This window comes from Pirellulales bacterium (assembly GCA_036490175.1).
Taxonomy (GTDB): Bacteria; Planctomycetota; Planctomycetia; order Pirellulales; family JACPPG01; genus JACPPG01.
On sequence record DASXEJ010000137.1, the window covers coordinates 1 to 20,758 of the forward strand.

At 59.5% G+C, this 20,758-nt stretch carries 14 protein-coding genes; 10 read left to right on the forward strand and 4 right to left on the reverse strand.

Annotated elements, in window-relative coordinates:
- The 4 genes from VGG64_10375 to VGG64_10390 form a co-directional block, all read left to right on the forward strand.
- Nucleotides 1–921, forward strand: a 921-nt coding sequence (locus VGG64_10375; GenBank protein ID HEY1599999.1) for a sulfotransferase, incomplete at its 5' end; no start/stop codon positions are given.
- Between the two features lie 76 nt (nucleotides 922–997).
- A complete protein-coding gene (locus VGG64_10380; protein HEY1600000.1) occupies nucleotides 998–1,396 on the forward strand; it encodes a helix-hairpin-helix domain-containing protein in 399 nt (132 codons plus the stop codon).
- Nucleotides 1,397–1,539: 143 nt separating this feature from the next.
- Nucleotides 1,540–3,057 (forward strand): APC family permease, encoded by a 1,518-nt coding sequence (locus tag VGG64_10385; protein HEY1600001.1) that lies wholly within the window; start codon nucleotides 1,540–1,542, stop codon nucleotides 3,055–3,057.
- Nucleotides 3,058–3,519: 462 nt separating this feature from the next.
- Entirely contained in the window at nucleotides 3,520–4,152 is a 633-nt protein-coding gene (locus tag VGG64_10390) for a response regulator transcription factor (protein ID HEY1600002.1), read from the forward strand.
- Nucleotides 4,153–4,232: 80 nt separating this feature from the next.
- Here VGG64_10390 and VGG64_10395 read toward each other — a convergent pair whose 3' ends face one another.
- Both VGG64_10395 and galE read right to left on the reverse strand, forming a co-directional pair.
- Nucleotides 4,233–5,615: an MFS transporter gene (locus VGG64_10395; protein HEY1600003.1), complete on the reverse strand. Its 1,383-nt coding sequence runs from the start codon at nucleotides 5,613–5,615 to the stop codon at nucleotides 4,233–4,235.
- A 390-nt stretch (nucleotides 5,616–6,005) separates the two neighbouring features.
- Entirely contained in the window at nucleotides 6,006–6,986 is a 981-nt protein-coding gene (gene galE / locus VGG64_10400; protein ID HEY1600004.1) for a UDP-glucose 4-epimerase GalE, read from the reverse strand.
- Nucleotides 6,987–7,475: 489 nt separating this feature from the next.
- Here galE and VGG64_10405 point away from each other — a divergent pair, with 489 nt between their 5' ends.
- Nucleotides 7,476–8,417 (forward strand): tyrosine recombinase, encoded by a 942-nt coding sequence (locus VGG64_10405; protein HEY1600005.1) that lies wholly within the window; start codon nucleotides 7,476–7,478, stop codon nucleotides 8,415–8,417.
- 117 nt (nucleotides 8,418–8,534) lie between these two features.
- On the opposite strand, the gene VGG64_10410 is transcribed toward VGG64_10405, so the two are convergent.
- Nucleotides 8,535–9,452, reverse strand: a complete 918-nt coding sequence (locus VGG64_10410) for a tetratricopeptide repeat protein (protein HEY1600006.1) — start codon at nucleotides 9,450–9,452, stop codon at nucleotides 8,535–8,537.
- 245 nt (nucleotides 9,453–9,697) lie between these two features.
- The gene (locus tag VGG64_10415) at nucleotides 9,698–12,838 is read right to left on the reverse strand and encodes a hypothetical protein (protein ID HEY1600007.1); all 3,141 of its coding nucleotides are present in this window, start codon (nucleotides 12,836–12,838) and stop codon (nucleotides 9,698–9,700) included.
- Nucleotides 12,839–13,622: 784 nt separating this feature from the next.
- Between VGG64_10415 and mdh the strand changes: the two genes are divergently transcribed.
- The 5 genes from mdh to VGG64_10440 all read left to right on the forward strand — a co-directional run bounded on the left by mdh (nucleotide 13,623) and on the right by VGG64_10440 (nucleotide 20,716).
- Nucleotides 13,623–14,567 carry a malate dehydrogenase gene (mdh, locus tag VGG64_10420; protein ID HEY1600008.1) on the forward strand — a complete coding sequence of 315 codons (945 nt, stop codon included), beginning with the start codon at nucleotides 13,623–13,625 and terminating at the stop codon, nucleotides 14,565–14,567.
- A gap of 739 nt (nucleotides 14,568–15,306) precedes the next feature.
- On the forward strand, nucleotides 15,307–16,092 hold the full coding sequence (locus VGG64_10425; protein ID HEY1600009.1) for an alpha/beta hydrolase-fold protein: 786 nt from the start codon (nucleotides 15,307–15,309) through the stop codon (nucleotides 16,090–16,092).
- A 415-nt stretch (nucleotides 16,093–16,507) separates the two neighbouring features.
- Nucleotides 16,508–18,199 (forward strand): glycosyltransferase family 39 protein, encoded by a 1,692-nt coding sequence (locus tag VGG64_10430; protein HEY1600010.1) that lies wholly within the window; start codon nucleotides 16,508–16,510, stop codon nucleotides 18,197–18,199.
- A 59-nt stretch (nucleotides 18,200–18,258) separates the two neighbouring features.
- Nucleotides 18,259–19,767, forward strand: a complete 1,509-nt coding sequence (locus VGG64_10435) for an MraY family glycosyltransferase (protein HEY1600011.1) — start codon at nucleotides 18,259–18,261, stop codon at nucleotides 19,765–19,767.
- Between the two features lie 85 nt (nucleotides 19,768–19,852).
- The gene (locus VGG64_10440; protein ID HEY1600012.1) at nucleotides 19,853–20,716 is read left to right on the forward strand and encodes an ABC transporter permease; all 864 of its coding nucleotides are present in this window, start codon (nucleotides 19,853–19,855) and stop codon (nucleotides 20,714–20,716) included.
- Nucleotides 20,717–20,758: the final 42 nt, after the last annotated feature.

Here is a 20,758-nt window from a genome sequence, read left to right on the forward strand (position 1 = left end):
CTGGTTCTCGACCCGCGTCATACTTATCCGACCACGTACGAGTGCTTCGCCCCCAACCATTTTGTCATTACAGAGTCGGTAGCGACACGGCTGCTTGGTTTCTTACTGCCGGCGCGCCGACCCATGGACAATATGCCGGCCGGTTGGCATCGCCCCCAGGAGGACGAGTTTGCACTGTGCAATCTGGGCTTGCCATCGCCCTATTTGACGATCGCCTTTCCCAACGAGCCTCCACAGGACCAGGAATACCTGACGCTGGAGCACGTGCCAGCCAACGATCTCGCGCGCTGGAAGAAGAAGTTCCTCCGATTCTTGCAAGAGATCAACTACCGCTCCAAGCGTCCGCAGCGGATCGTGCTCAAGTCACCTCCCCATACCGGTCGGATTAAAGTCCTGCTAGAAATGTTTCCCGATGCCAAGTTCGTGCATATCGTGCGCGATCCCTTCGTCGTATTTCCCTCGACAGTACACCTATGGAAGACGCTCTATTCCAGCCAGGGTATGCAGAAGCCGACCTTCGCGGGGCTCGATAAGCACGTCTTTGACAATTTCACGCAGATGTACGAGCGGTTCGAGGCCGATCGGCACCGTATCCCATCCGAGAACTTTTGCGAGATTCGTTACGAAGACCTCATCACCGATCCGGTCGCTGGCATTCGTCAGGTGTACGAAAAGCTTAGCCTGGGGGGCTACGATGAAGCCTTGCCAGCGCTGCAAGCTTTCGTGGCCGCGACCAAAGGATATGAAACCAACAAATATCGAGAGTTGGAGCCCGCCTTGCGCGACCAGATTGCAACGCGGTGGGCGACATATATCCAACAATACGGCTATGCGAAGAGCGCTGGGGGGGGAGTGCAACCTCCTGTAAAATCGTCGACTTACGAAAGTGCGCGCGACGCGGGCAACATGGTTGGGTCATAATCTGCTTTCTGACGCTTTATTCGATGTGGCCTGTCCCTTCCGGCTAGCGAGTTCGATCAAATATTCTGTGTCGACTATGCCGCGCAATTCAGAACCTGATGCTCCGCGATGGCTGCTGCGACGCGCCGATCAAGCCGCCGTGGGAGGCTTGGTTGCGCTCGCGCTGGTGGCCATGGCGGGCTGGTGGTTCGTCCAAGGGGGCTGGCGCGGCCGACTGATCGAGCGTGATCGTCTGCCGCAGCAGACGGCCCAATTCCAAGTAGACGTTAACGCGGCCGATTGGCCGGAGCTGTCGCAGTTGCCCGGCATCGGCGAGGCGCTCGCCCGGCGGATAGTGGAATCGCGTCAGCAGCATGGCCCGTTTGCCGATCACCAGGAGCTTCGTCGCGTGCGCGGCATTGGTCCGCGCACTCTGGAGCGGATCTCGCCATTTTTACTCCCGCTGCCTGAGACGGCAAACGTCGCCGGACGTTGAACGAGCCTGAGCGCAGGACTGATCCTCCGCGCTGAGTGATCGGTCGGATGTCGCTGCCGACGCCATTCGCCCGTGCTTGCGAGGCCGAAGGTGGCCGGTTACTTTCAATGCCTCCCTCATGGCCCGAAAGACGCGCCGCGTTCATGCAAAACCCCGCTGCCCCGATTGATCCACCGCACGACGAGTTGATCAGAGATTTTGGTCTAGCGAAGGCCACAGCCCTGAACATGTCGAACATGATCGGCATCGGGCCGTTCATTACCATGAACCTCATCCTGGGCGCGATGGGGGGCCCCCAGGCAATCCTCGGCTGGATGGTGGGTGTCGTCCTGGCGATTTGCGATGGCATGGTGTGGAGCGAACTGTCCGCGGCCATGCCAGGATCAGGGGGCACCTATTTGTATCTACGCGAGTGCTTCGGTCGCGAACGTTGGGGCCGATTCATGGCCTTTATGTTCATCTGGCAGTTCATGCTCAGCGGACCATTGGAGATCGCCAGTGGCGCGATCGGGCTGAGCAAGTATGCCGCCTATCCTCTGCTGCACATGGGTTGGATCGAGGCTCCGCACGCCGCGGTCGACGGGCCAGTTCGGGGCTCGGCGAGCGAACTGGCAATTGCGAAGGAGCCGACCGTCGGGCCAACGTCATGGGGGATCAGCAAGACGGTCGCAGAACGGACGATTGCCTGCACGGTCTCGTTTTTGGCCGTGGTGCTGCTCTACCGCCGCATCACCGCAATTGGCCGCCTAACGGTCATCTTATGGCTGGCCATGCTTGGCACAGTGCTCTTTATGATTGTCAGCGGTCTGATGCATTTCGACATGAACTTGATTCTGCCGTTTCCTGAGAATGCGTTTCGCCTCGACGTCAAATTCTTGTTTGGCTTAGGTACAGCGATGGGAATCGCGATGTACGACTACCTGGGCTACTACGACGTCTGCTACATCGGCGATGAAGTACGACATCCAGAGAAAAACATTCCGCGGTCGATACTGATATCGGTCGTGGCCGTAGCCGCCATCTACATGACTATGAATATAAGTTTCATTGGCGTCATTCCCTGGCAGGAAGTCGGCGATACTGTAGCCACCACATTTGTCGAGCGGCTCTATGGCCCGGGGGCCGCCAGCCTGATTACGGTCTTTGTCGCGATCACGGCATTTGCATCTATCTTTGCGATGTTCTTGGGATATTCGCGCATTCCGTACGCGGCAGCGCGCGATGGTACGTTCTTCTCGTTCTTTAATCACCTGCACCCAATCCAGAAGTTCCCAGACCGCTCGCTGCTGGTTGTGGGAGGGCTCACAATGATCGCCAGCCTGTGGACCCTGGAAGATGTCATCAACGCGATTCTGGCCTGCCGAATCCTCGTGCAGTTCCTCGGACAGAATGCTGGCCTAATGTACTATCGACGAAAGCATACCGCACGGCGGATGCCGTTCCGCATGTGGCTCTATCCAATACCATGCTGGATTGCGTTTCTCGGATGGTCTTTCATATACGGGTCAAAACTGGTGGGGCAGCGCGAAATGCCGCTCTACAAGCAAGAGGCCCTGCTGGGGTTGTTTGTAATTGCGACGGGCGCGGTCGTGTTCCTGATCTGGAGTGCGCAGGCCCGGCAATGGCCGTTCTCGCGCCGGAGCGACCGAGCGGCGCATTGAGCCGCAGCGTTATTTTGAGCCATTTAAAGCGAACTAGTTGCCGGACCGCCCACCGGCGCAATCGTTTTCTTGCAGCGAAGTTCTGCTAGCGGTACCCCCCGATGCCGCGCCGCTCGAACCCTCGGTGGGGTCAGCGAGGTCGGGTCGGCTCCGACTGCATTTTGGTTGCCCCAACGGCAGTCTGGTTCGTCTATGTCACTCTAACGATAAACACATGAAGGACCACAAGTGCCTTATTCACAATCACTTAAGAGTAATCCGCCAGTCAATTAACACTTTATACGTCCATCCCGCTGTGCGAGGGGGGTCAAGAGGGGGGTTTGAGCATGCTATACTTGAAAAAACCTGCGGCGCCATAACCGATTGGGTGCAACTTGTAGCTCCAACGGCGGGTAGGACTAGCAGTTCGGGTGGTCCAGGCGCGTATTCGGACAAACTTCCATCAAGGAATGCGCGGTTCGCATGCCAATTCGACTGCTAATTGCCGACGATCACCTCGTCGTCCGTACTGGGCTGAAAAGCCTGGTTGCCTCCACAGAAATCGAAATCGTCGGCGAGGCGACGAGCGGCGGCGAATGTGTCCGCCTCGCCCAAGAGTTGCTGCCGGATGTCGTGCTGCTCGACATCCGCATGCCTGATGGCGACGGCCTGAATGCACTCAGTCGGCTCAAGCTCGACAAGCCCGCCTTGCCGGTGCTGGTGTTTTCGACCTACGACAATCCGACCTACGTAGCCCGGGCCGTGGCGCTGGGCGCCAACGGCTATCTGTCCAAGGGCTCAACCCGCAACGAGCTGGTGTCGGCCATTCAGACCGTGGCCAAGGGCGAGAACGCCTGGACGCGCGATGAATTACGGCGAGTAACAGGTGCGCTGGCCACACCAAGATTGGCCTCGGATATCGACGTGCCGCTGACACAGCGCGAGAGCGAGGTCCTACGCCAGCTTTCGTACGGTCTGACCAACAAGGAAATCGCCCAGTCGCTCCATATCAGCTACGAGACTGTGAAGGAGCACGTGCAACATATATTGCGCAAACTAGGTGTCTCGGACCGGACCCAGGCGGCCGTCTGGGCAGTGCGCAAAGGGCTGGTGTAAACCGGACTCTGTAGCCTGAAATCGACGGACGCAGCCGGCAACGCCGCTGCGTGACTTGAGGCGCTAATGCTGGCTGGGTGCTAGGCGCCAACTTTTTCAAGTTGTTGCTTTTCGTCCTGTTCCGTCGTTTCGCGCATCCACTTCTGCAACCGCTCGGCGTCGGCAGCCACAGTGCGCGTGCCCGCGAACAATACCGCGGCGAGCCCCAGGTTCACCAATGGCAACAGATACATCGCGCTGTGTGTCCCAATGGGCTTAAAGGGTTCTAGTGCCTTCTGCCGCTCGGCCCCGGTCAAGCCTTCGAGGCTGACGCCTTCCTGCACGGCGGCACGCGCGGTGAAATGGTCACTAACGGCACCGAACACCGGCGGACCGAACATACCGCCAAAGGCGTACATCGCGCAGAAATACAAGGCCATTGCCGTACCACGCAGCGATGGCTCGATAACGTCTTGCACCGTGGAATACACCGTCGAGTAGTAGGTGTACATCATTCCGCATCCGGCGAAGAACAAAGCGCTGAAACCCAAGACATCACCGGCTGGTCGCTCTAACGAGAAATAGAGGAGCGGAACGGAGATCGCGAGGGCGACGGCGGCGACTAACATCCGGCCATTTTTCCGCGTGTGAATCAGCCGATCTCCTAGAAATCCGCCGAGAAACAGTCCCGGGATGCCGGCCAATCCGTACACGAGCATCACAGTGTTGCCGGCCTGCGCGATGTTGCGACCGTGATACCGCATCATGAAGATCGTCAAGAAACCGCCGATGATATACATGTTGAAATTGTGCAGGGCTCCCGAGGCGATAATCCACCGCATCGTAGGCGTCGACAGGACGAGCCAATAGGGAGAGCCGTCGCGCTTGCGGGTGCCGATGTTGTGTTTTTCACTAGAGCCGCGCGCCGGTTCGCAGATAAAAAACGCTCCTATTGCGCAGAGGAATCCAGGGACCATGGCGATGTAAAAGGCAGCCTGCCAACCGAACTTCTGCGCCACAGTGCCGCTTACGGCATAGCACGCGGCGGTTCCCAATGGCAGGCCGAGCATGAACACGGCCAAAGCCCGCGCACGACTGGTCGCAGGAAACAAATCTCCGATCAACGAGGAAGAGGCAGGGGCGCAGGTTGCCTCGCCGACGCCAACCGCGAGTCGCAGGCCGGCCATTTGAAAGAAGTTCTGCGCCATTCCCGATAGCGCCGTCAGCACGCTCCACACGAAGACGCCCCCAGCCAGGATCATCGAGCGGTTGCCCCGGTCTGCCATGCGGCCCAGCGGCACCCCGATCGCCGCATATAACACCAGGAAGGCTGTCCCCAACCACCCCAGGGCAGTGTCACTCAAATCCCATTCCTTGCGCACCAGTTCTCCGACCGCGCCCAAGATATTGCGATCGAAGAAGTTCATCATGTTGATGGCAAACAAAACGCATAGCGCAAATACTGGCCCAGTGCGCGGTTTCATCGTGTGCGGCTCCCAGGCCGATTCAGATTCGAGAAAAAGGGAAACAGAATTGGTCCAGGCCGCCAGGGACCGACAATACTACACCTTCACCCCCGCAACGCACCGCGGCCGTTTGAGTTACGCATTGTGCGGGGCGCGATGACAGTCGTCAATAAAAAAACCGAAAGCGTTTTCTAAACCCTGATTCTCTGTACGAAAAAACGCTGGCCGAGGGACAAGCGGCGCTGACGAGCCGAAATTCTCGTCAACGTCGTCCATTCATGCACGACCGGGGCGATACGCGCGACGGCTGCCTACCACAGAGGTCAATTTACTAAGCGAGAGCGGAGGTCCGAGGCGACGCCCAAGGCGAACGCATTCCCGGGCGATTGCTGACGATTGCAGCGCAGCTTACTCGTAACCGTTCAAGTGCGTGCTGTGCCAGCGCCAGGCGGTGGAGACGATTTGTTCTAGGTCCGGATAACGCGGCTCCCAATCCAGAGCCTCTCGGGCGCGGGACGCATCTGCCACCAGTTCCGGAGGATCGCCCGGACGGCGGGCGACGACGCTCTCGGCAATGTCACGGCCGGTCACCTGTCGACAGGCGTCGATCACTTGCCGTACGCTGTGCCCCTTGCCAGTCCCGAGATTCAAGCACAGGCCAGTGCCGGGCTGCAGCCGCTGGAGTGCCTGCAAATGCGCGGCTCCCAAATCGTCGACGTGGATGTAGTCGCGAATACAAGTTCCATCGGGCGTGGGGTAGTCGTCGCCGAAGATCGTTATATCGCGGCGTAGCCCGAGCGCCGCGGCAAGCACCTGCGGTATCAGGCGTGTCTTGAAGCGATCGACTTCCCCTAGATCCCCTTCGGGACTGGCGCCGGCGGCGTTGAAATAACGCAAGGCCGCGTACCCAAAGCCGTAGGCGTGCGCATAATCCGCCAGCGCCTGTTCGATAACCAGCTTGCTAAAACCGTAGGGATTGATGGGGCGTTGCAGAGTATCCTCGGTGATGGGCATGCGATCCGGGACGCCATACGTGGCAGTCGTACTCGAAAATACTATCCTGCTAACGCCGGAGGCGCGCATCGCTTCGAGCAACGCCAGACTGCCAATGACGTTATTCTGGTAGTAGAGTTCCGGTCGCGTCACCGATTCGCCAACCAGCGCGAAGGCCGCGAAATGCATCACTGCTTCGATCTTGTGTGCGCGCAGGACGGCTTCCAGCCGGGCGCGATCTGCAACATCTCCCACGATCAATCGGCCAATCAACGCCGCCTGGCGGTTGCCGCGCGACAGATTGTCGTAGCACCAAACTTCGTGTCCGGCGCGCACTAAAAGACGCACGGCATGGCTGCCGATGTAGCCCGCGCCGCCGGTCACCAGAATATTCACGCGTCGGACCTCCAATCGAATTTTTATCGCGCACCTGGTGCCGCTGCCGGCCGGCAATTCTTCGAGTGCTATGCCGAACAAATCAGGCAAACCGCGGAAACTCGTGCGGTTGGGAAAGCCAAAAGTGCCATCTGAGCACGCAGCCCACTCGCCTTCTGCACGCCAAGTTTTGCTCAAAACTGCTCTGTCAAGAACGGACGCTTGCGCCGATTATAACAGGCAACCGTACATTGCCGATGCCGCCGAGGTCTAGTCCGCACGAGTTGCTTGAGTCGCGAGATCGTGACGTCCGAAAGCAAATAGGGCGCAACGTAAGTCCGGGCATCGGTGCGGAGTCGTTCGGCTGCGATGGTTTGAATTCGGATGCCACTGTCTGCTTGTAAAGCAGTGCTCGAAGCTTCCGAGCCTCTCGACAATTCGCAAGGTCAACCGTGACACCCGGAAAAAGCGATTTTGGATACTCGCAAAGACCGAGCCCTTGGAGCCGTCATGTCACCTTCCAAAAGACAGCTTTTGCGTCGCGCCGCCCAAAGTGGTGCGACTGCCGATCATCCCTGGATCGAAGCGTTCTCAGGCTATCTGCGCAGCGAGTGCCATTTGGCCGTGAACACCGTTGATGCATATCGCCGCGATTTACGCCGCTTCTTCGAATGGCTCGAGAAACGCACGATACCGGCGCTCACAATCACCGACCTCGCCCAATACGCAGGCTGGCTGCACGACCGCCAACTGGCGCCGGCAAGCCTGGCGCGGCATTTGGTATCGTTGAAACTGTTTTTTCGTTATCTGCAGTTAGAGGGGGTGCTGGCCGACAATCTGGCTGAGCTGCTCGGCAGCCAGAAGCTATGGCAGCGCGTGCCCGAAGTGCTGGCGCCGCAGATTATCGACCGCATGCTCGAGGGGCCCGTCGCCGGCCAACCGTGCTGGAGGCGCGATCGCGCCATGTTGGAATTGCTCTATGCCAGCGGCTGCCGCGCCTCGGAACTCTCTGGCATGCAATTGCGCGACGTACACCTCGACGATGGACACTGCCTGTGCCACGGCAAAGGAGATAAGCAACGGCTGGTGCCGCTCGGCCGTCGCGCCGTTGAAGCCGTGCGACAATATCTGGAACACGAACGGCCCAAGCTGGCTGCCTGCTCGCTATTGCCGCCACCTTGGCTGCTGCTTTCGCGGCGCGGACAACGGCTGCGGCGAGAACGGATCTGGGAACTGGTCAAGCGCTATGCCGTGGCGGCCGGCGCGCCGGAATCGGTCGGGCCCCACACCCTGCGGCATACGTTCGCCACACACCTTCTGGCTGGCGGCGCCGATCTACGTCAGGTGCAAGAAATGCTCGGACACGCCAGCATCGCCACGACGCAGATCTACACGCATGTCGACGCGACCCGACTCAAGGCCATCCATCGGCAGTTTCATCCGCGTGGGTAGCGTTGGGCCGACGATCCTAGACCGTTCGAGACTTCGTGCGCCGTTAGACGTTCGCGTTTCGTCAATCGCCCTTGTGTTGCCCTCGGCCGACTAGCCGCAGCGCGACATCAAATTTTCTCACTGCTTGGCCCACACGCTGCTGGCGTAGCGATCCTTCAAGAGCTGCGTGGCTTGCAACGCGCGCTCCGGCTTGCCGAGTTCGTTCCAAATCCGCGCCAGGTTGGCGAGCGCCTCGGCATGGGCTTCACGATTGCCGGGATACAGCAGATCGACGTGCAAATAGGCGAGCAGCGCGTCCTTGACGGCTCCCTCCTTTTGACGATAGCAATTGCCAAGCGTCAGGTAGGCGCGGGCGTTGATGTCAACGTCGTCGCTATCCGCTTTGTCGATCACCTCTTGAACCAAGCCGATCGCGGTGTCGGCCTGGCCGGTTGCGGCCAGGCAATTCGCCTTGCCCAGTTGCGCGGCGAGGCGTTGCGCGGCCGCTGGGCCTTTCTCATCGCCAGCCAATTTGAGCACGGCGTCGAAAGCGGCCAACGCCTCGGGGTACTTCTGCTGTTGCAATAGAATGCGCCCCTTGGCGACTCCTCCGCGCATCTTGTACTCGGGCCAGGGTGCCCTTTCGACTGCGGAATACTGTTCATAGGCCAATTCCGGCTTGCCGATGGCCGCGAAGAGATCACCGAGAAGCTCGGCAGCAGGCAGGTAATGGTAACTGGAGGGGTTCTCCTTGACGAAGGTACGCATCAAGCTGCCCGCATCGCCGACTTTGCCGGTCCCGGCCAAGGCCATGCGCGCGAGACTGAACGCCTTGTAGAATTGCAAGTCTTGTTTGATTTCTGCACGGCTGATCTTGGCCGCATCGACTTTGTCGAGCGACTTGAGCGCTCCTTCGTAGTTAGCGTTCGAGACCTCGCTGCGAGCGAGCTTCAACTCGGGCGGCTCCCCGTCGTAGGTGATAAGGTCGATGTCGTTCACCGGAACTTGCTTCTTCTGTCCGGCCACCATGTCAACCGTGACTTCGGTCGGGGTCATGGCACTGATCGTGCCGCGAACCGACCCCGTTGGGCGAAGTCGAATCGTGTCGTCCGCCAGGCCGTTCGTCAGAGAAAACGAAAATAGGGCCACGATGGCCACTGCCTGTAAAACGAGGCGCCGAATTCTTGCCGTGCGTCTGGGTTCCGGAGATTCTCGATCTGGCGGCTGCGATATCATGGTTTATCTCAAATCTGCAAATGACGGCAGTGACTGCAAACTTCGCTTTTGAAAATCAAAGTTCGTTACGGTGTACTGGCGGTCTCAGCATCTGGCTTGTTGCTTTTTCCTGGTGCAGGTGGCGACTTACGCGGAGGGATGCCGGTCTGCGGCTGTCCTAACTCCTTTTGGATATTGCGCAGGAGCTTGTCGTACTTCTTAGGCCAGTCACCCCCACCCAAGTCAGGGTGAAGTTGAACCGTGAGCATGACGGCCGCTTCGGCCTTTTTGAGCGACGCCGCCTTCTCGGAACCTTCTTGAGCCAGTGCCGATAGCAAGTAGCACTTTGCCAGGTTGTAGCTTGCCTCGTGATAGACGTCCTGGAATCGTTTGTCGCGCTGTGTCAAAGCCGCAATACGAGCCCAGCCCCAAAGAACGTTGTATTCCTGCCCTTTGGGGTCTTTCTCTTTGCGCCCGCCTTCGATGGCGAGCTTGAGCGTCGCCGGATTGTCGCGACCCCACTCCTGGTACGCGTACGCCGCCTCGCGTTGACCGTCGAGAAGTTTAGGCTGCACCTTGAGGATATCGACCAATTGGTCGATGGCCTCTTTGAAATGGCCGCCATGACGCGCGCTCTTGGCCATGCGCACTTTCACGGCCAAGACTGCTTGCGGCGTGGCAAACTGTGGGTCGGCTTTGACGGCCGCCAGGATTTTCTCATTGGCGTGCGCGGCTTTCTCGTAGAAGGCGCGTGACTGAGCCGTTGTCGACGCATCGTCCGACTCGTGGCCCGCGCCTAGTCGCCCGTACGTCTCGGCGACCCAATTCAGCGAATTGAAGTTATTGCCATGTTCCTTGCTGACAATTCGGTCCAGAAACAGCTCAAAGCCCCGCGACACGGCTTGCAGATCGTCGGTTCGATTCTCTTTTCTTAAGGCGGCGACATGGTTTTCCAGTTCCAATCCCAGTGCGCGGTAGATCGCGATCAGCGTTTGATTTGCCTTCTCGTCGCCGCTGGCGCCGATGTACGCCTCGAGCGCATTCATCACTTTTTCGGCCTTGTCGAGCTGCTGTGTCGCCACGTATGCCCGCAGGGCTGCTTTGCACGCTTCGGCGGCAAAAGTGCCTTCGGCGGCAATTGGGCTCTTCGCTTCGACCAACGCCAATGGTCCGATTCGCGGATCTTCGAGCAATTTCACAGCGTCGGCCGCGCGACCTGATTCGATGTAGATCTGCGACAGGGAGAGCGCCGCGGCAGCCATTGTAAAGTTCACGCCGGTGGCCTCGGCAGACTTCGTGATGCGCTCGACGCCACGGGCCAGCGTCTCTTGCGCCTGTTGGCGGATATTGTCGATATCGGGCTGCGGAGGCCGCGACTCGTCGGGCTGTCGCGAGGCCACCAGCGCCGCGATCCAGAGTGCCTGACCGGCTTTCAACTCGGCCTCGCCACGGCGCGGAGACTGCTCAGGAATCTTGGCCAGATAGGCCAGTACTTGATCGACATCGTGTTCGTTCGTGGCGATGATCATCAGCGTCATCCAGGCCTCGTCGGCCTCGGCATCGCCGGCGAAACGGCGGGTAATGTAGTCCGCCAGGTTCTCCATTCTTCGCTTCTGACTCGCGCGCTCGTCGGGAGGGGTGGCATTGTAGATTTGCAAATGCGACAGCAGCGCGATCTTTGCCGCCTGCCGCGCGCCACTGCTATTGGGGCGCCGCTTGGCGAGGAACTCGCCTAACACCGCCGCATCGAAATAATCCCCTGCTTGGTACGCCAGGTAGCAAAGGTAGTAGCGGGCGTTGTCGATATCGTCAGCCGCGGTGGAGCGCTCGCGCAAATCAAGGGCCAGGCGAAATAGCTCACGGGCCTTCTCACGGGCTTCCATGCTCTCTTTTTCGTACGTCGGTACATTGGCCTCGTCCTTCACGGAGGGCGCCATCCTGATCTGCGTCTGCTTGGCTTGCATCAGCTCGAGCGATGCCCTGGCCTGCTCGTTGGCCTCGGCGAAATTCTCTGGGGGCTTCTCATCCCCTTCAGCCAAGCCGGCCAGCCGTTGGTAAAGTTGCTTGGCCTCGTCCTGATATTCACCCGGAGTCGCGGCGGCCTCCTTAGCCTGTTTGCGGGCATCGCGCAACTCTTGTTTCTTTCGGTCATCCTCTTTGTTGCCGAGCGCAACGGCGTGTTTTTCTAGGGCGAGCGCGGTGTAGTAGCGAATGGCGAGCCAATCGGCGGTGCGCGTGTCGACTCCGCGCGCGGGCTTGCCCACCAATTCCATGCCTCTTTGCGCCGCTGTCTCGTAGTTTTTCTCAGCGTCGCTGGTCCAGGCTTGCATGGCCAGGTGCAGGGCGTGGGTCTTTAAGCGACGCAGTTCTTCCGGCTCGTCGGGCTGGGACAGGACCTCGGTGAAGGCACCTAACGCGCGCTTGGTGTCTCCCAAATCGAGGAAGCATCGCCCTTGACTCGTAGCCGCCAACAAGCCGAGAAGCTGCGCGCGATGCTTTTCGTGCAAGTCGCCAAACTTGGCAGCAGCCGCTTCGAGTTGCTTCTTGCGCTCGGGGGAATCTGCCGGATAGGCCTTCGACGATTCATAGATCGCTTGTGCGGCGAAGAGCCGTGCTCGTCTTAGGTCAACGCGCGCCGACTGTCGGGCCTCGGTCTGCGAAGAGCTTTGCTTTTCACCTGGTTTGGGGAGTGCCTTGAAATGCTCCTCGAACTTCTGCTCGGCCGAAGTAAACACCTGTTGAGCCTCGGCGAACATTTGCCGTGCCTCGTCCGTGAGGGCAGCTTTTTGGGACGCGTACTTGGGAAGACCCGCCCGATGCAGCAACATCTTGGCCCGTTCGACCAGCACGTTGCCCAGTTGGCTCTCGGCGTCCGCCTTCAACCCCGCATCGCTCGAGCTCTTGATGAACTCGCCGAGTTTATCACGGGCCGCATTGAGGTAGCGCGATTTCTGGTCGGCGTCGCGGTCGGCGACGGCAGCCGCAATAAGCGTCGTCCCCTCTTCGTACGAAATACGGCTCTTGAACTCGTCCGGAATGTGCGGATCGGTCCGCAGACGCGCCAGGTATTCCAAAGTCACGTCGAAGTAACCACGATCACGCAACGCTTCCAAGAAACGCTCGTAGTCGTCGGCGGCGCGCAAGGTAGGAGGCGCACAAACTAGAATCGCCAACGCGCCGGCCAAGGGCAACAATCGCGACGATAGCAACCGTTTCGACCCACTCATCTCGTGCATTCCAGGGATCTACGGGCGTGCGGCCGGATCAGTGACAGCGCAACGAGCACTTCCGGCCAGCCCCAGTGGGCATGAACCGGAGATTCCTGAACGGAGCAATTGTTCTGATGCGAGCTGTTGACGCGATGCGTCCAGGCAAAATCCAAGCGGGTTCCGGGGCCGCTTACCGTCGCCAAGGCCTTATCTATTCCAGGTTATAGACTTCCGCGCAGGGAGGCAAGCAATTGCGATGGTTCGACGGCAAGGGCCATAGGGTCCTCGTGCCGCGGCCTCCTGGAAATCGTTACGACCGCCCTGATCGGCTTGTTTTCCTCGATTTCATCCCATTTATGAAGTACCTCTCGCGGGCGGGGCCGGACACTATGAAAACTCGGTAATGTTGCAGAGACACTCCTGGCGCGCGTCTTGGATGCAGGACAAATCCCAGGTCGCAGAATGTCGATGTCGGCAATTACAATTAGATGTCGGCAATTAATGGAACCGACCGCGCGAATCAACTCTCTTTTCGTTACGCGTGCGCATCGGGGCGTGCCAATATCCTCGATTCGCTGTTGCGACGGGCCGCCCCGTGGTTCGGCTGCGTGCCGCCAGGTATCAAGAAACCGCGACTGCATCGTGTGATATGTCGCGGAGGCCATCCGCGCGGCGCGGCACTTGACTTGAGTCTCGACAGCAGGATACTCACGTTGATCCGCCTGCCAGAGTCTCACTGGCATTCAGCCCATTGCGAGAGGCTGCGGATGGTAGGTCAGCAGTATCCAGCGAGGAAGATTTCATGCGCCGTGCCAAAATCAGCATTGTGGGGGCGGGCAACGTGGGAGCGACAACCGCCCACTGGTGTGCCGCCGCCGAGTTGGGAGATATCGTGCTATTGGATATTCCCGATCTCGAAGGAATAGCCAAGGGCAAGTCGCTCGACCTTTACCAAGCGTCGCCGATCGTGGGATTCGACGCCAACATCACCGGCACGGCCGACTACAAGGATACCGCTGACAGCGACGTCGTCGTGATTACCGCGGGAATCGCCCGCAAGCCAGGCATGAGCCGCGACGACCTCCTGTCAACCAATGCCCGCATCGTGGGGAGCGTGGCCGAGCAGGTCAAGCGCACTAGTCCCGGGGCCATCGTGGTGGTCGTCAGCAACCCACTCGATGCAATGGTGCAGCGTGCGTTTGAAGTAACCGGATTTCCACACCAGCGCGTTGTCGGCCAGGCAGGCGTTCTCGACACCGCACGGTATCGGGCATTTCTGGCGATGGAGTTAGGCGTTAGCGTAGAAGACATTTCCGCGCTGTTGATGGGGGGACACGGCGACACGATGGTCCCCATGCCAAGTTGCACGTCGGTCGGCGGCATTCCGGTGACGCAACTGATCGACGCCAAGCGATTGGACGAGATTGTTACCCGCACCCGCAATGGCGGAGCCGAAATCGTCGGACTGTTGAAGACGGGCAGCGCGTACTATGCTCCAGCGGCAGCCACGGCGCAAATGTGTGAAGCCATCGTCCGCGACAAGAAGCGGCTGATTCCCTGCGCCGCCTATTGCGACAAGGAATACGGCGTCGGCGGATACTACGTTGGCGTGCCGGTTATTTTGGGCAGCAAAGGCGTCGAGCGAATCATTCAATTGCCGCTGTCGGCGGAAGAGTCGGCAAATTTCCGCAAAAGCGTCGACGCCGTCAAGGAGTTGGTCGCTGCCATGGCCAAACTGACAGGTTGATATTCTACGCGGTGGCAACCTTCGGTGGCTTTCCTCTGCGAGTTGCGATGTCACGATCGCAATTCAGCAGCGAGCGACAGCAGTGCTATCGTCTGCACGACCGGTATTGTTTTGTTACGCGTTTGCCCTGACCGTGCTGGAGTGCCAAGAATTTACGTTTCTCTCGGCGATTCGCACGGCTGGACGCGCCCACAAAAAGGCATCGAACCAATTCGTTTTGAGCGGTGATTATTCGTCGTTCGTGACATGCGTAACGTTGACATGCAAGGGCAAATTGAAGTAGAGTCCGGTGCCGGCGATTCGCGGCGCGACTGAAAGCGTCTTTTGAAGGGGTCGAGGGACGATAGCGGGGAAAACACACAGCGCGACGCGTGCAGACGAGAAAAAGAAGGCAGCATCTGTCGAAGGCAGTAGTGTTGGAAAACAGCGGCCGTTGCTTTGTTGGGGAAAACGAAACTCTGCCATCACCGTACCCTTTCGTCCCTATGCGGCGAATCGCCGTGGCCAGGGGACGCACGTCGAGGCGGTCAACGCGGGTCACGCGAACGTGTACGAGATGAATTCTTCATTCCGGCATCCGCGCTCCCACACCCTGAAGCAGTTCATTCTGCTCGGAAAGTCATGTTGGTCCTGAGCGATAATGCCTTGGGCTTGCTGCCGACAAAAATAACGTGAAGTCGGTCGCCAGAGGCCTGGCATACCCACTCAATAATTCCTCTTATAGCGAGTAGCGCATTCCATGATGAACCGCCTTGGGGTTCGAGGTGCGTCGACCGAAATAGCACCCTACTTCGCACAGCCGGCTAGCTCGCATGTCGAGGCCGCCTCGTTTACGAGTGCGCGAACCGCGAGTGAGCAACCGCTGGCAATGTTCGCACCGGTCCACTACGAGTCGAACTATGCTTACCCACTCGTAGTTTGGTTGCACGGGCCGGGCGACGATGAGAACCAACTAAAGCGCATCATGCCGTTGATGAGCCTGCGGAATTACGTAGGGGTCGCCATCCGCGGAACGGCACCCTACGCAAGTTCGAATGGGAAGCCGGGCTATGCTTGGGCGCAGTCCCAGCCGCACGTGGCGCTCGCCGAGCAGCGCGTCGCCGAGGCGATGCAAACCGCCCAGTCGCGGCTGAACATCTGTTCGAGACGCATTTTTGTGGCCGGCTTCGATTGTGGCGGCACCATGGCCCTGCGACTGGCACTGGCACATCCCACGCGGTTTGCCGGCGCGCTATCCGTCGGCGGGGAGTTTCCGGTCGGTGGCGCACCGCTGGCGCGTTTGTCTGAGGCCCGCGAAGTGCCAGTATTTCTGGCCTGCGGACGGGATAGCCAGAGATACCCGACGGCGATCGTTTGCGACAACCTCAAGCTGCTGCATTCGGCCGGTATCAACCTCACGCTTCGCCAATATCCTGGTGGTCATGAAGTTGCCCCCGGAATGCTGACGGACATGGATCGCTGGATTATGGAAATCGTGACCGGCACTTCAGCGACTCCGCGCAATGGTCGCCGGGGCGAAAACTGAGCGCCGCGGTGCGGCTAAGTTTGAGCGCCGCTCTGGGCCCTTTCAGATGCCATTGTCTGGCTCCGCAGGTCAAGACCGCGATGCTTCGCGGGAAGGCCGTGGAATCTAGCTCGGTATTGTCCTCAACTGTCAGCGAGCACGAGGCGCCGTAGTCTACCCATCTCTCCTGGTGCGCCGCTGCTGCGGGCAACTGATCTGGCCCCAATAGCTCCGATGCGGTACACCCATCACCCACGACCGCAGAGCCACGGCCGGTCGTGGAACGGAAGCCGGATGTCGTGGCGGCCACCGCACGGGGCGTCGCGCGCCATAGCGCACGATTCGACGCCAGAAATCGGGCCGGGCGCGCGGCAGTTTGCCTGTACGTTTTGTCTGAAAATCCGCCCCGCGCTGCCCCCGGTGTCGAACATACACCATGTTTTCATCTCTTCGAGCCACCATCGCCACCGACCCGGACGCCAACGAGCCGCCCCGGTTCGACGACTGGTTGTCCACGCCCGAGCCGCAACGACGCCATCTGCCTTGGAATATCGGCTTGGTATTGCTACTGGTTGTGGCGTGCTTCGTTCCGCGAGCGTTGATGGCGTGGCGCATCAACACAATCTGCGTCGACGGCGTCGTCTATTTCCGGCTGGCCAACGATCTCGAGAATCGTCAAGTCGCGGCGGATGATGGTGGTCGCCTGCAATCCGGAACCTATCCTATGGCGCTGGCCAGCTTGCACCGGCTGGGCTTCGATTGGGAGACCGCCGCGGAATTTTACGGCGTGCTATTGTCCACGCTCGCGGTGTTGCCGCTATTTGGCTGGGTTCGACGACAGTTCGACGAGCGCGTGGCGACGGTCGCCTGTTTGTTATATGCCTTCCACCCGAAGCTGATCGAGTGGAGCCCCGAGGCTGTACGAGAACCGTCGTTCTGGTTCTTCTTTTTGCTCGCGCTGTACTTGATGTGGCGTGCCGCGGTCGAAGTCGATTGGCGCTGGTTCATCGCCGGCGGTGCCGTAGTTGCCTTGACTTGCCTAACGCGCTTTGAGGGATGGTTCCTGCTGTTTCCCCTGGTGGGTTGGACAGCCTTACGATTTTTCCGACTGCGCGTGGGCCGCTGGCGGCTCGTCAGTGGTTTCATTGGCGGCGTTGTGACATTGCCGCTGGTATTCTTTGTATTCGGCCAGTTATTGCCGGGCAACAACAATTGGGACCATCTTCGCATCGAGCCTATGCAGCGTGCGGGAACGTGGCTGCTATCCTGGAGCGAATACCTTGCAGAAGCGCCGGAGCCGCCTCCCTCCCCCCAACCGGCCGTCACGCCCGGCGGTCCACCACCCGCTGCACCGGCCACCTTCGGCGAAACGTCCTCAATGTTCGTGCGCATAGCCGAGAGAGGGTTGACGCCGCTCTTTGGCATTTTCATGTTGGGCGGTTTGCTGGCCAGTCCGCGACTCTTTTATCGCAGCGAGAACTGGCCGATCCTGCTGATCGCGCTGGCCGTCGCCGCTGGCATTTGGATCCACCTGTGGTACGCGCATCAAGCGAGCAGCCGCTACGTTCTGACAATCGTGCTCGTCACCATGCAAGGAGCGGCGATCGGCGTGCTTGAGTTTGGCCGACTGGCGGGCAGGTGGCTGTCGGAGCGATGGCCTCGAGCGCAGTTGATGGCGACCGTCGGAGCGTTGGTGGTCGTGGCCGCGGTTGGCACGGTCGATGCCGTCTCGAGTGATTTCCGCAGCCGAGCTGCTCTGGCGAGCCTCGGAAGATGGATTCATGACCAGTACCCGCGAGCGCCTCTGATCGTGGGATCCGAGAACCAGTTAATGCTGGTGGGCTACTACGCCCAAGGATCAGCGTTTTTCTTTCCTCCCGAGCTTGCGGGCGACGCGTTGGCGGGCTGGGTCGAACAGGTGAAGCCAGATGCGGTCGTCATCTCGAAGCGACGACAGACGCCTGCAGAGTACCAAGCGATCATCGACCGCTGCGAGCAGCTTGGCCTCGCGGTGGTTGAGGAAAATCAGATCGCCACACCAACAAAAAATATCCTCGTGCTCGCGCGCGTGCAGTCTGAGCCGGAGCACATTCGTCAGGCAGCGTTTACCTCGGCAACCAAGCCCTAGTCACAGCTTAGCTCCCGTCCACGACCAATCAGACACAATCACGTGTTGCCCCCGCTGATATGTTCCTATCCGTTGTCGCCGACAAAACTGTCGCGTTCGCATTTCTTGCCGCCCTGTTGGCCGCGCTGGCTTTGACTCCGATCGCGCGCGCCGTGGCGCGCCGATTGAAGGTTGTTGATGTGCCCGACGGCGCCCGCAAATGCCACGACCGCCCGGTGCCGTTGTGGGGCGGGATCGCGGTGTATCTCGCGATCGCAGTCGGTGTGCTGGTGGCTCGCTATGGACCCGTCGACAGCGCCGCCTTTGATCAATTCTCGACAACTGTAATCCTGGCCTGCGGCCTGGTTTGTCTGGTAGGGTGCATCGATGACAGCCACGACCTCCCGGCACGATTTAAGCTCATGCTGCAGGTTGGCTCGGTGATGCCTGTTGTTCTGGCAGGATACTACTTCGATCGCGTGGTGGCGTTTGGCTATCCGATCGATCTTGGTTGGCTGGGCATCCCGCTGACGATTCTGTGGTTGGTCGGCTGCATCAACGCTCTGAACTTGCTCGACGGATTAGACGGGCTGGCGTCGGTCGTAGGAATCTCGGCCTCATTGATGATGGCTATTATCGCCACCAATTCTGGACATCCTCACGTCGGCATCGTAGCGCTGTTGGCGGCAGGGTCGTTGGCGGGATTTCTTGTCTACAACCTGCCCCCTGCAAGCATCTTCTTAGGTGATTCCGGCAGTATGGTCATCGGTCTATTGGTAGGCATGATCAGCATTCAAGGCGCGCTGAAGACCAGCGCCACACTGTCAATCGCGGTGCCTGCCGTTGTCATGAGCATACCCATGCTGGACACGGTGTTCGCCATTGTGCGCCGCAAGCTTTCTGGCCAACGTTTCGACACGGCGGACCGCGGTCATATACATCATCGCTTGCTAGAACGCGGCCTCACGAAATGGCAGGCGTTGTGCATTATCGGCGCCTTATGCCTGACCACCGGTGCGGCGGCCACCGCCGCGACGATCTTTCGCTTCGAGTGGGTGGGCTGGATCACTGCCATCGCCCTTATTGTCTTGTTGGTCCGAACGCGCTCTTTTGGACATCATGAAGTCGCGCTGGCCAAACAGCATTGCAGCGCCGTGTTAGCCCGCTGGTCCGCCACTATCGCCGAGAGCACGACACGCTGGACTCGCGCCCACCCTCAGGCAACCTGGCAGCGCGCATGGCACGAGCTTCTGCACGACGAAATTATGAGCCAGGCGGCGGGCTTCGAGCTACTGTTGGCAACCCGCGCGGAACAGGCCCGTTATTCGTGGCGCAACCCCATGGCAATCGCGCCAACGCACGCGCAGCTGCCGCTTGCCCTGACATTTACGCAACCTAACGGAACAATGTGCCAGCTCCAATTGCTCGGACTACGGCCGGCCAGCGAAACGCACGACGTATTGCCGCGGGTCACGGCTTTGCTCAACGCCTTGGTCCAGACATGGCAACCGACCGATGAAGCATTGATGCCACCTGCCGGTGTCGAATGCCACCGCATCGTGGTCGACTCCTGGCGCCGCGCCGCTTAAAGCCACGACGGGATGCCAACCAATGCCGGTATCAATTACGTCGCGGTACTCTTCGCGACCCATTGCAGGCGAGCTACCAGTCCCTATGGAAGCAACGGCACGGCGTCAGCGTTTACGACAAAGCGGATGCCATCACGACCGTCGCATAGAATCTCGCTCGGGCTGGCCTCGATTGGCCTGGACCGAAGTTTGGACAAATCGCGAGCTGCTCGGTTTTTTCGTATGGCGAGACGTTAAGGTTCGCTACAAGCAGACTCTACTCGGTGTCATCTGGGCGGTGTTGCAACCGCTGACGACAATGATCGTTTTCAGTGTTATCTTCGGGCGACTCGCGCAGCTGGATTCCGAGGGCGTTGCTTATCCCGCATTCAGTCTGGCCGGACTATTGCCCTGGCTGCTTTTCTCGGGCGGAGTGACATTGGCGGCCAGCTCGCTGGTCGGCAATGTGAATCTGCTAACCAAGGTTTATTTTCCGCGCATTTTGCTGCCACTATCAAATGTGATTTCCGCGCTACTCGATTTCGCCGTGTCGCTCGCCCTGCTGTTCGCGGTCCTCGGCTGGTTTGATATCTGGCCGACCTGGCGCATGATGCTATTGCCGGCGTCGATCGCGCTGGCCTTGATCACGGCGGCCGGCGCGGGCCTGTGGTTGGCAGCGCTCAACGCCCAATATCGTGATATTCGGCATGCCCTGCCCTTCGTCATGCAAATCTGGATGTATGCGACACCAATCGTCTATTCGTTGAGTATCGTGCCCGAGCCCTGGCGCCCGTTGGTGGCGATCAATCCACTGGTCACCGTCGTCGAGTCATTTCGGTTTATCATGCTCGGTACGAACGGACTGTCGGTGGGTCTGGTCGCAGTCTCCTGTGTATCGGCACTAGCACTGCTCCTGAGCGGCACCTGGTACTTCCGCTCTATGGAGCGTCTGATGGCCGACACGATTTGAAGTGTTCCGCAAAAGAGTTTTGACAATATAAGTTTTCGGGTG

What these genes read in the sequence shown, in the direction of transcription:
- VGG64_10380 (HEY1600000.1), top strand. Translation starts at nt 998, where the DNA reads ATGCCGCGCAATTCAGAACCTGATGCTCCGCGATGGCTGCTGCGACGC.
- VGG64_10385 (HEY1600001.1), top strand. Translation starts at nt 1,540, where the DNA reads ATGCAAAACCCCGCTGCCCCGATTGATCCACCGCACGACGAGTTGATC.
- VGG64_10390 (HEY1600002.1), top strand. Translation starts at nt 3,520, where the DNA reads ATGCCAATTCGACTGCTAATTGCCGACGATCACCTCGTCGTCCGTACT.
- VGG64_10395 (HEY1600003.1), bottom strand. Translation starts at nt 5,615, where the DNA reads ATGAAACCGCGCACTGGGCCAGTATTTGCGCTATGCGTTTTGTTTGCC.
- VGG64_10405 (HEY1600005.1), top strand. Translation starts at nt 7,476, where the DNA reads ATGTCACCTTCCAAAAGACAGCTTTTGCGTCGCGCCGCCCAAAGTGGT.
- VGG64_10410 (HEY1600006.1), bottom strand. Translation starts at nt 9,452, where the DNA reads ATGACCCCGACCGAAGTCACGGTTGACATGGTGGCCGGACAGAAGAAG.
- VGG64_10415 (HEY1600007.1), bottom strand. Translation starts at nt 12,838, where the DNA reads ATGAGTGGGTCGAAACGGTTGCTATCGTCGCGATTGTTGCCCTTGGCC.
- mdh (HEY1600008.1), top strand. Translation starts at nt 13,623, where the DNA reads ATGCGCCGTGCCAAAATCAGCATTGTGGGGGCGGGCAACGTGGGAGCG.
- VGG64_10425 (HEY1600009.1), top strand. Translation starts at nt 15,307, where the DNA reads ATGATGAACCGCCTTGGGGTTCGAGGTGCGTCGACCGAAATAGCACCC.
- VGG64_10430 (HEY1600010.1), top strand. Translation starts at nt 16,508, where the DNA reads ATGTTTTCATCTCTTCGAGCCACCATCGCCACCGACCCGGACGCCAAC.
- VGG64_10435 (HEY1600011.1), top strand. Translation starts at nt 18,259, where the DNA reads ATGTTCCTATCCGTTGTCGCCGACAAAACTGTCGCGTTCGCATTTCTT.
- VGG64_10440 (HEY1600012.1), top strand. Translation starts at nt 19,853, where the DNA reads ATGGAAGCAACGGCACGGCGTCAGCGTTTACGACAAAGCGGATGCCAT.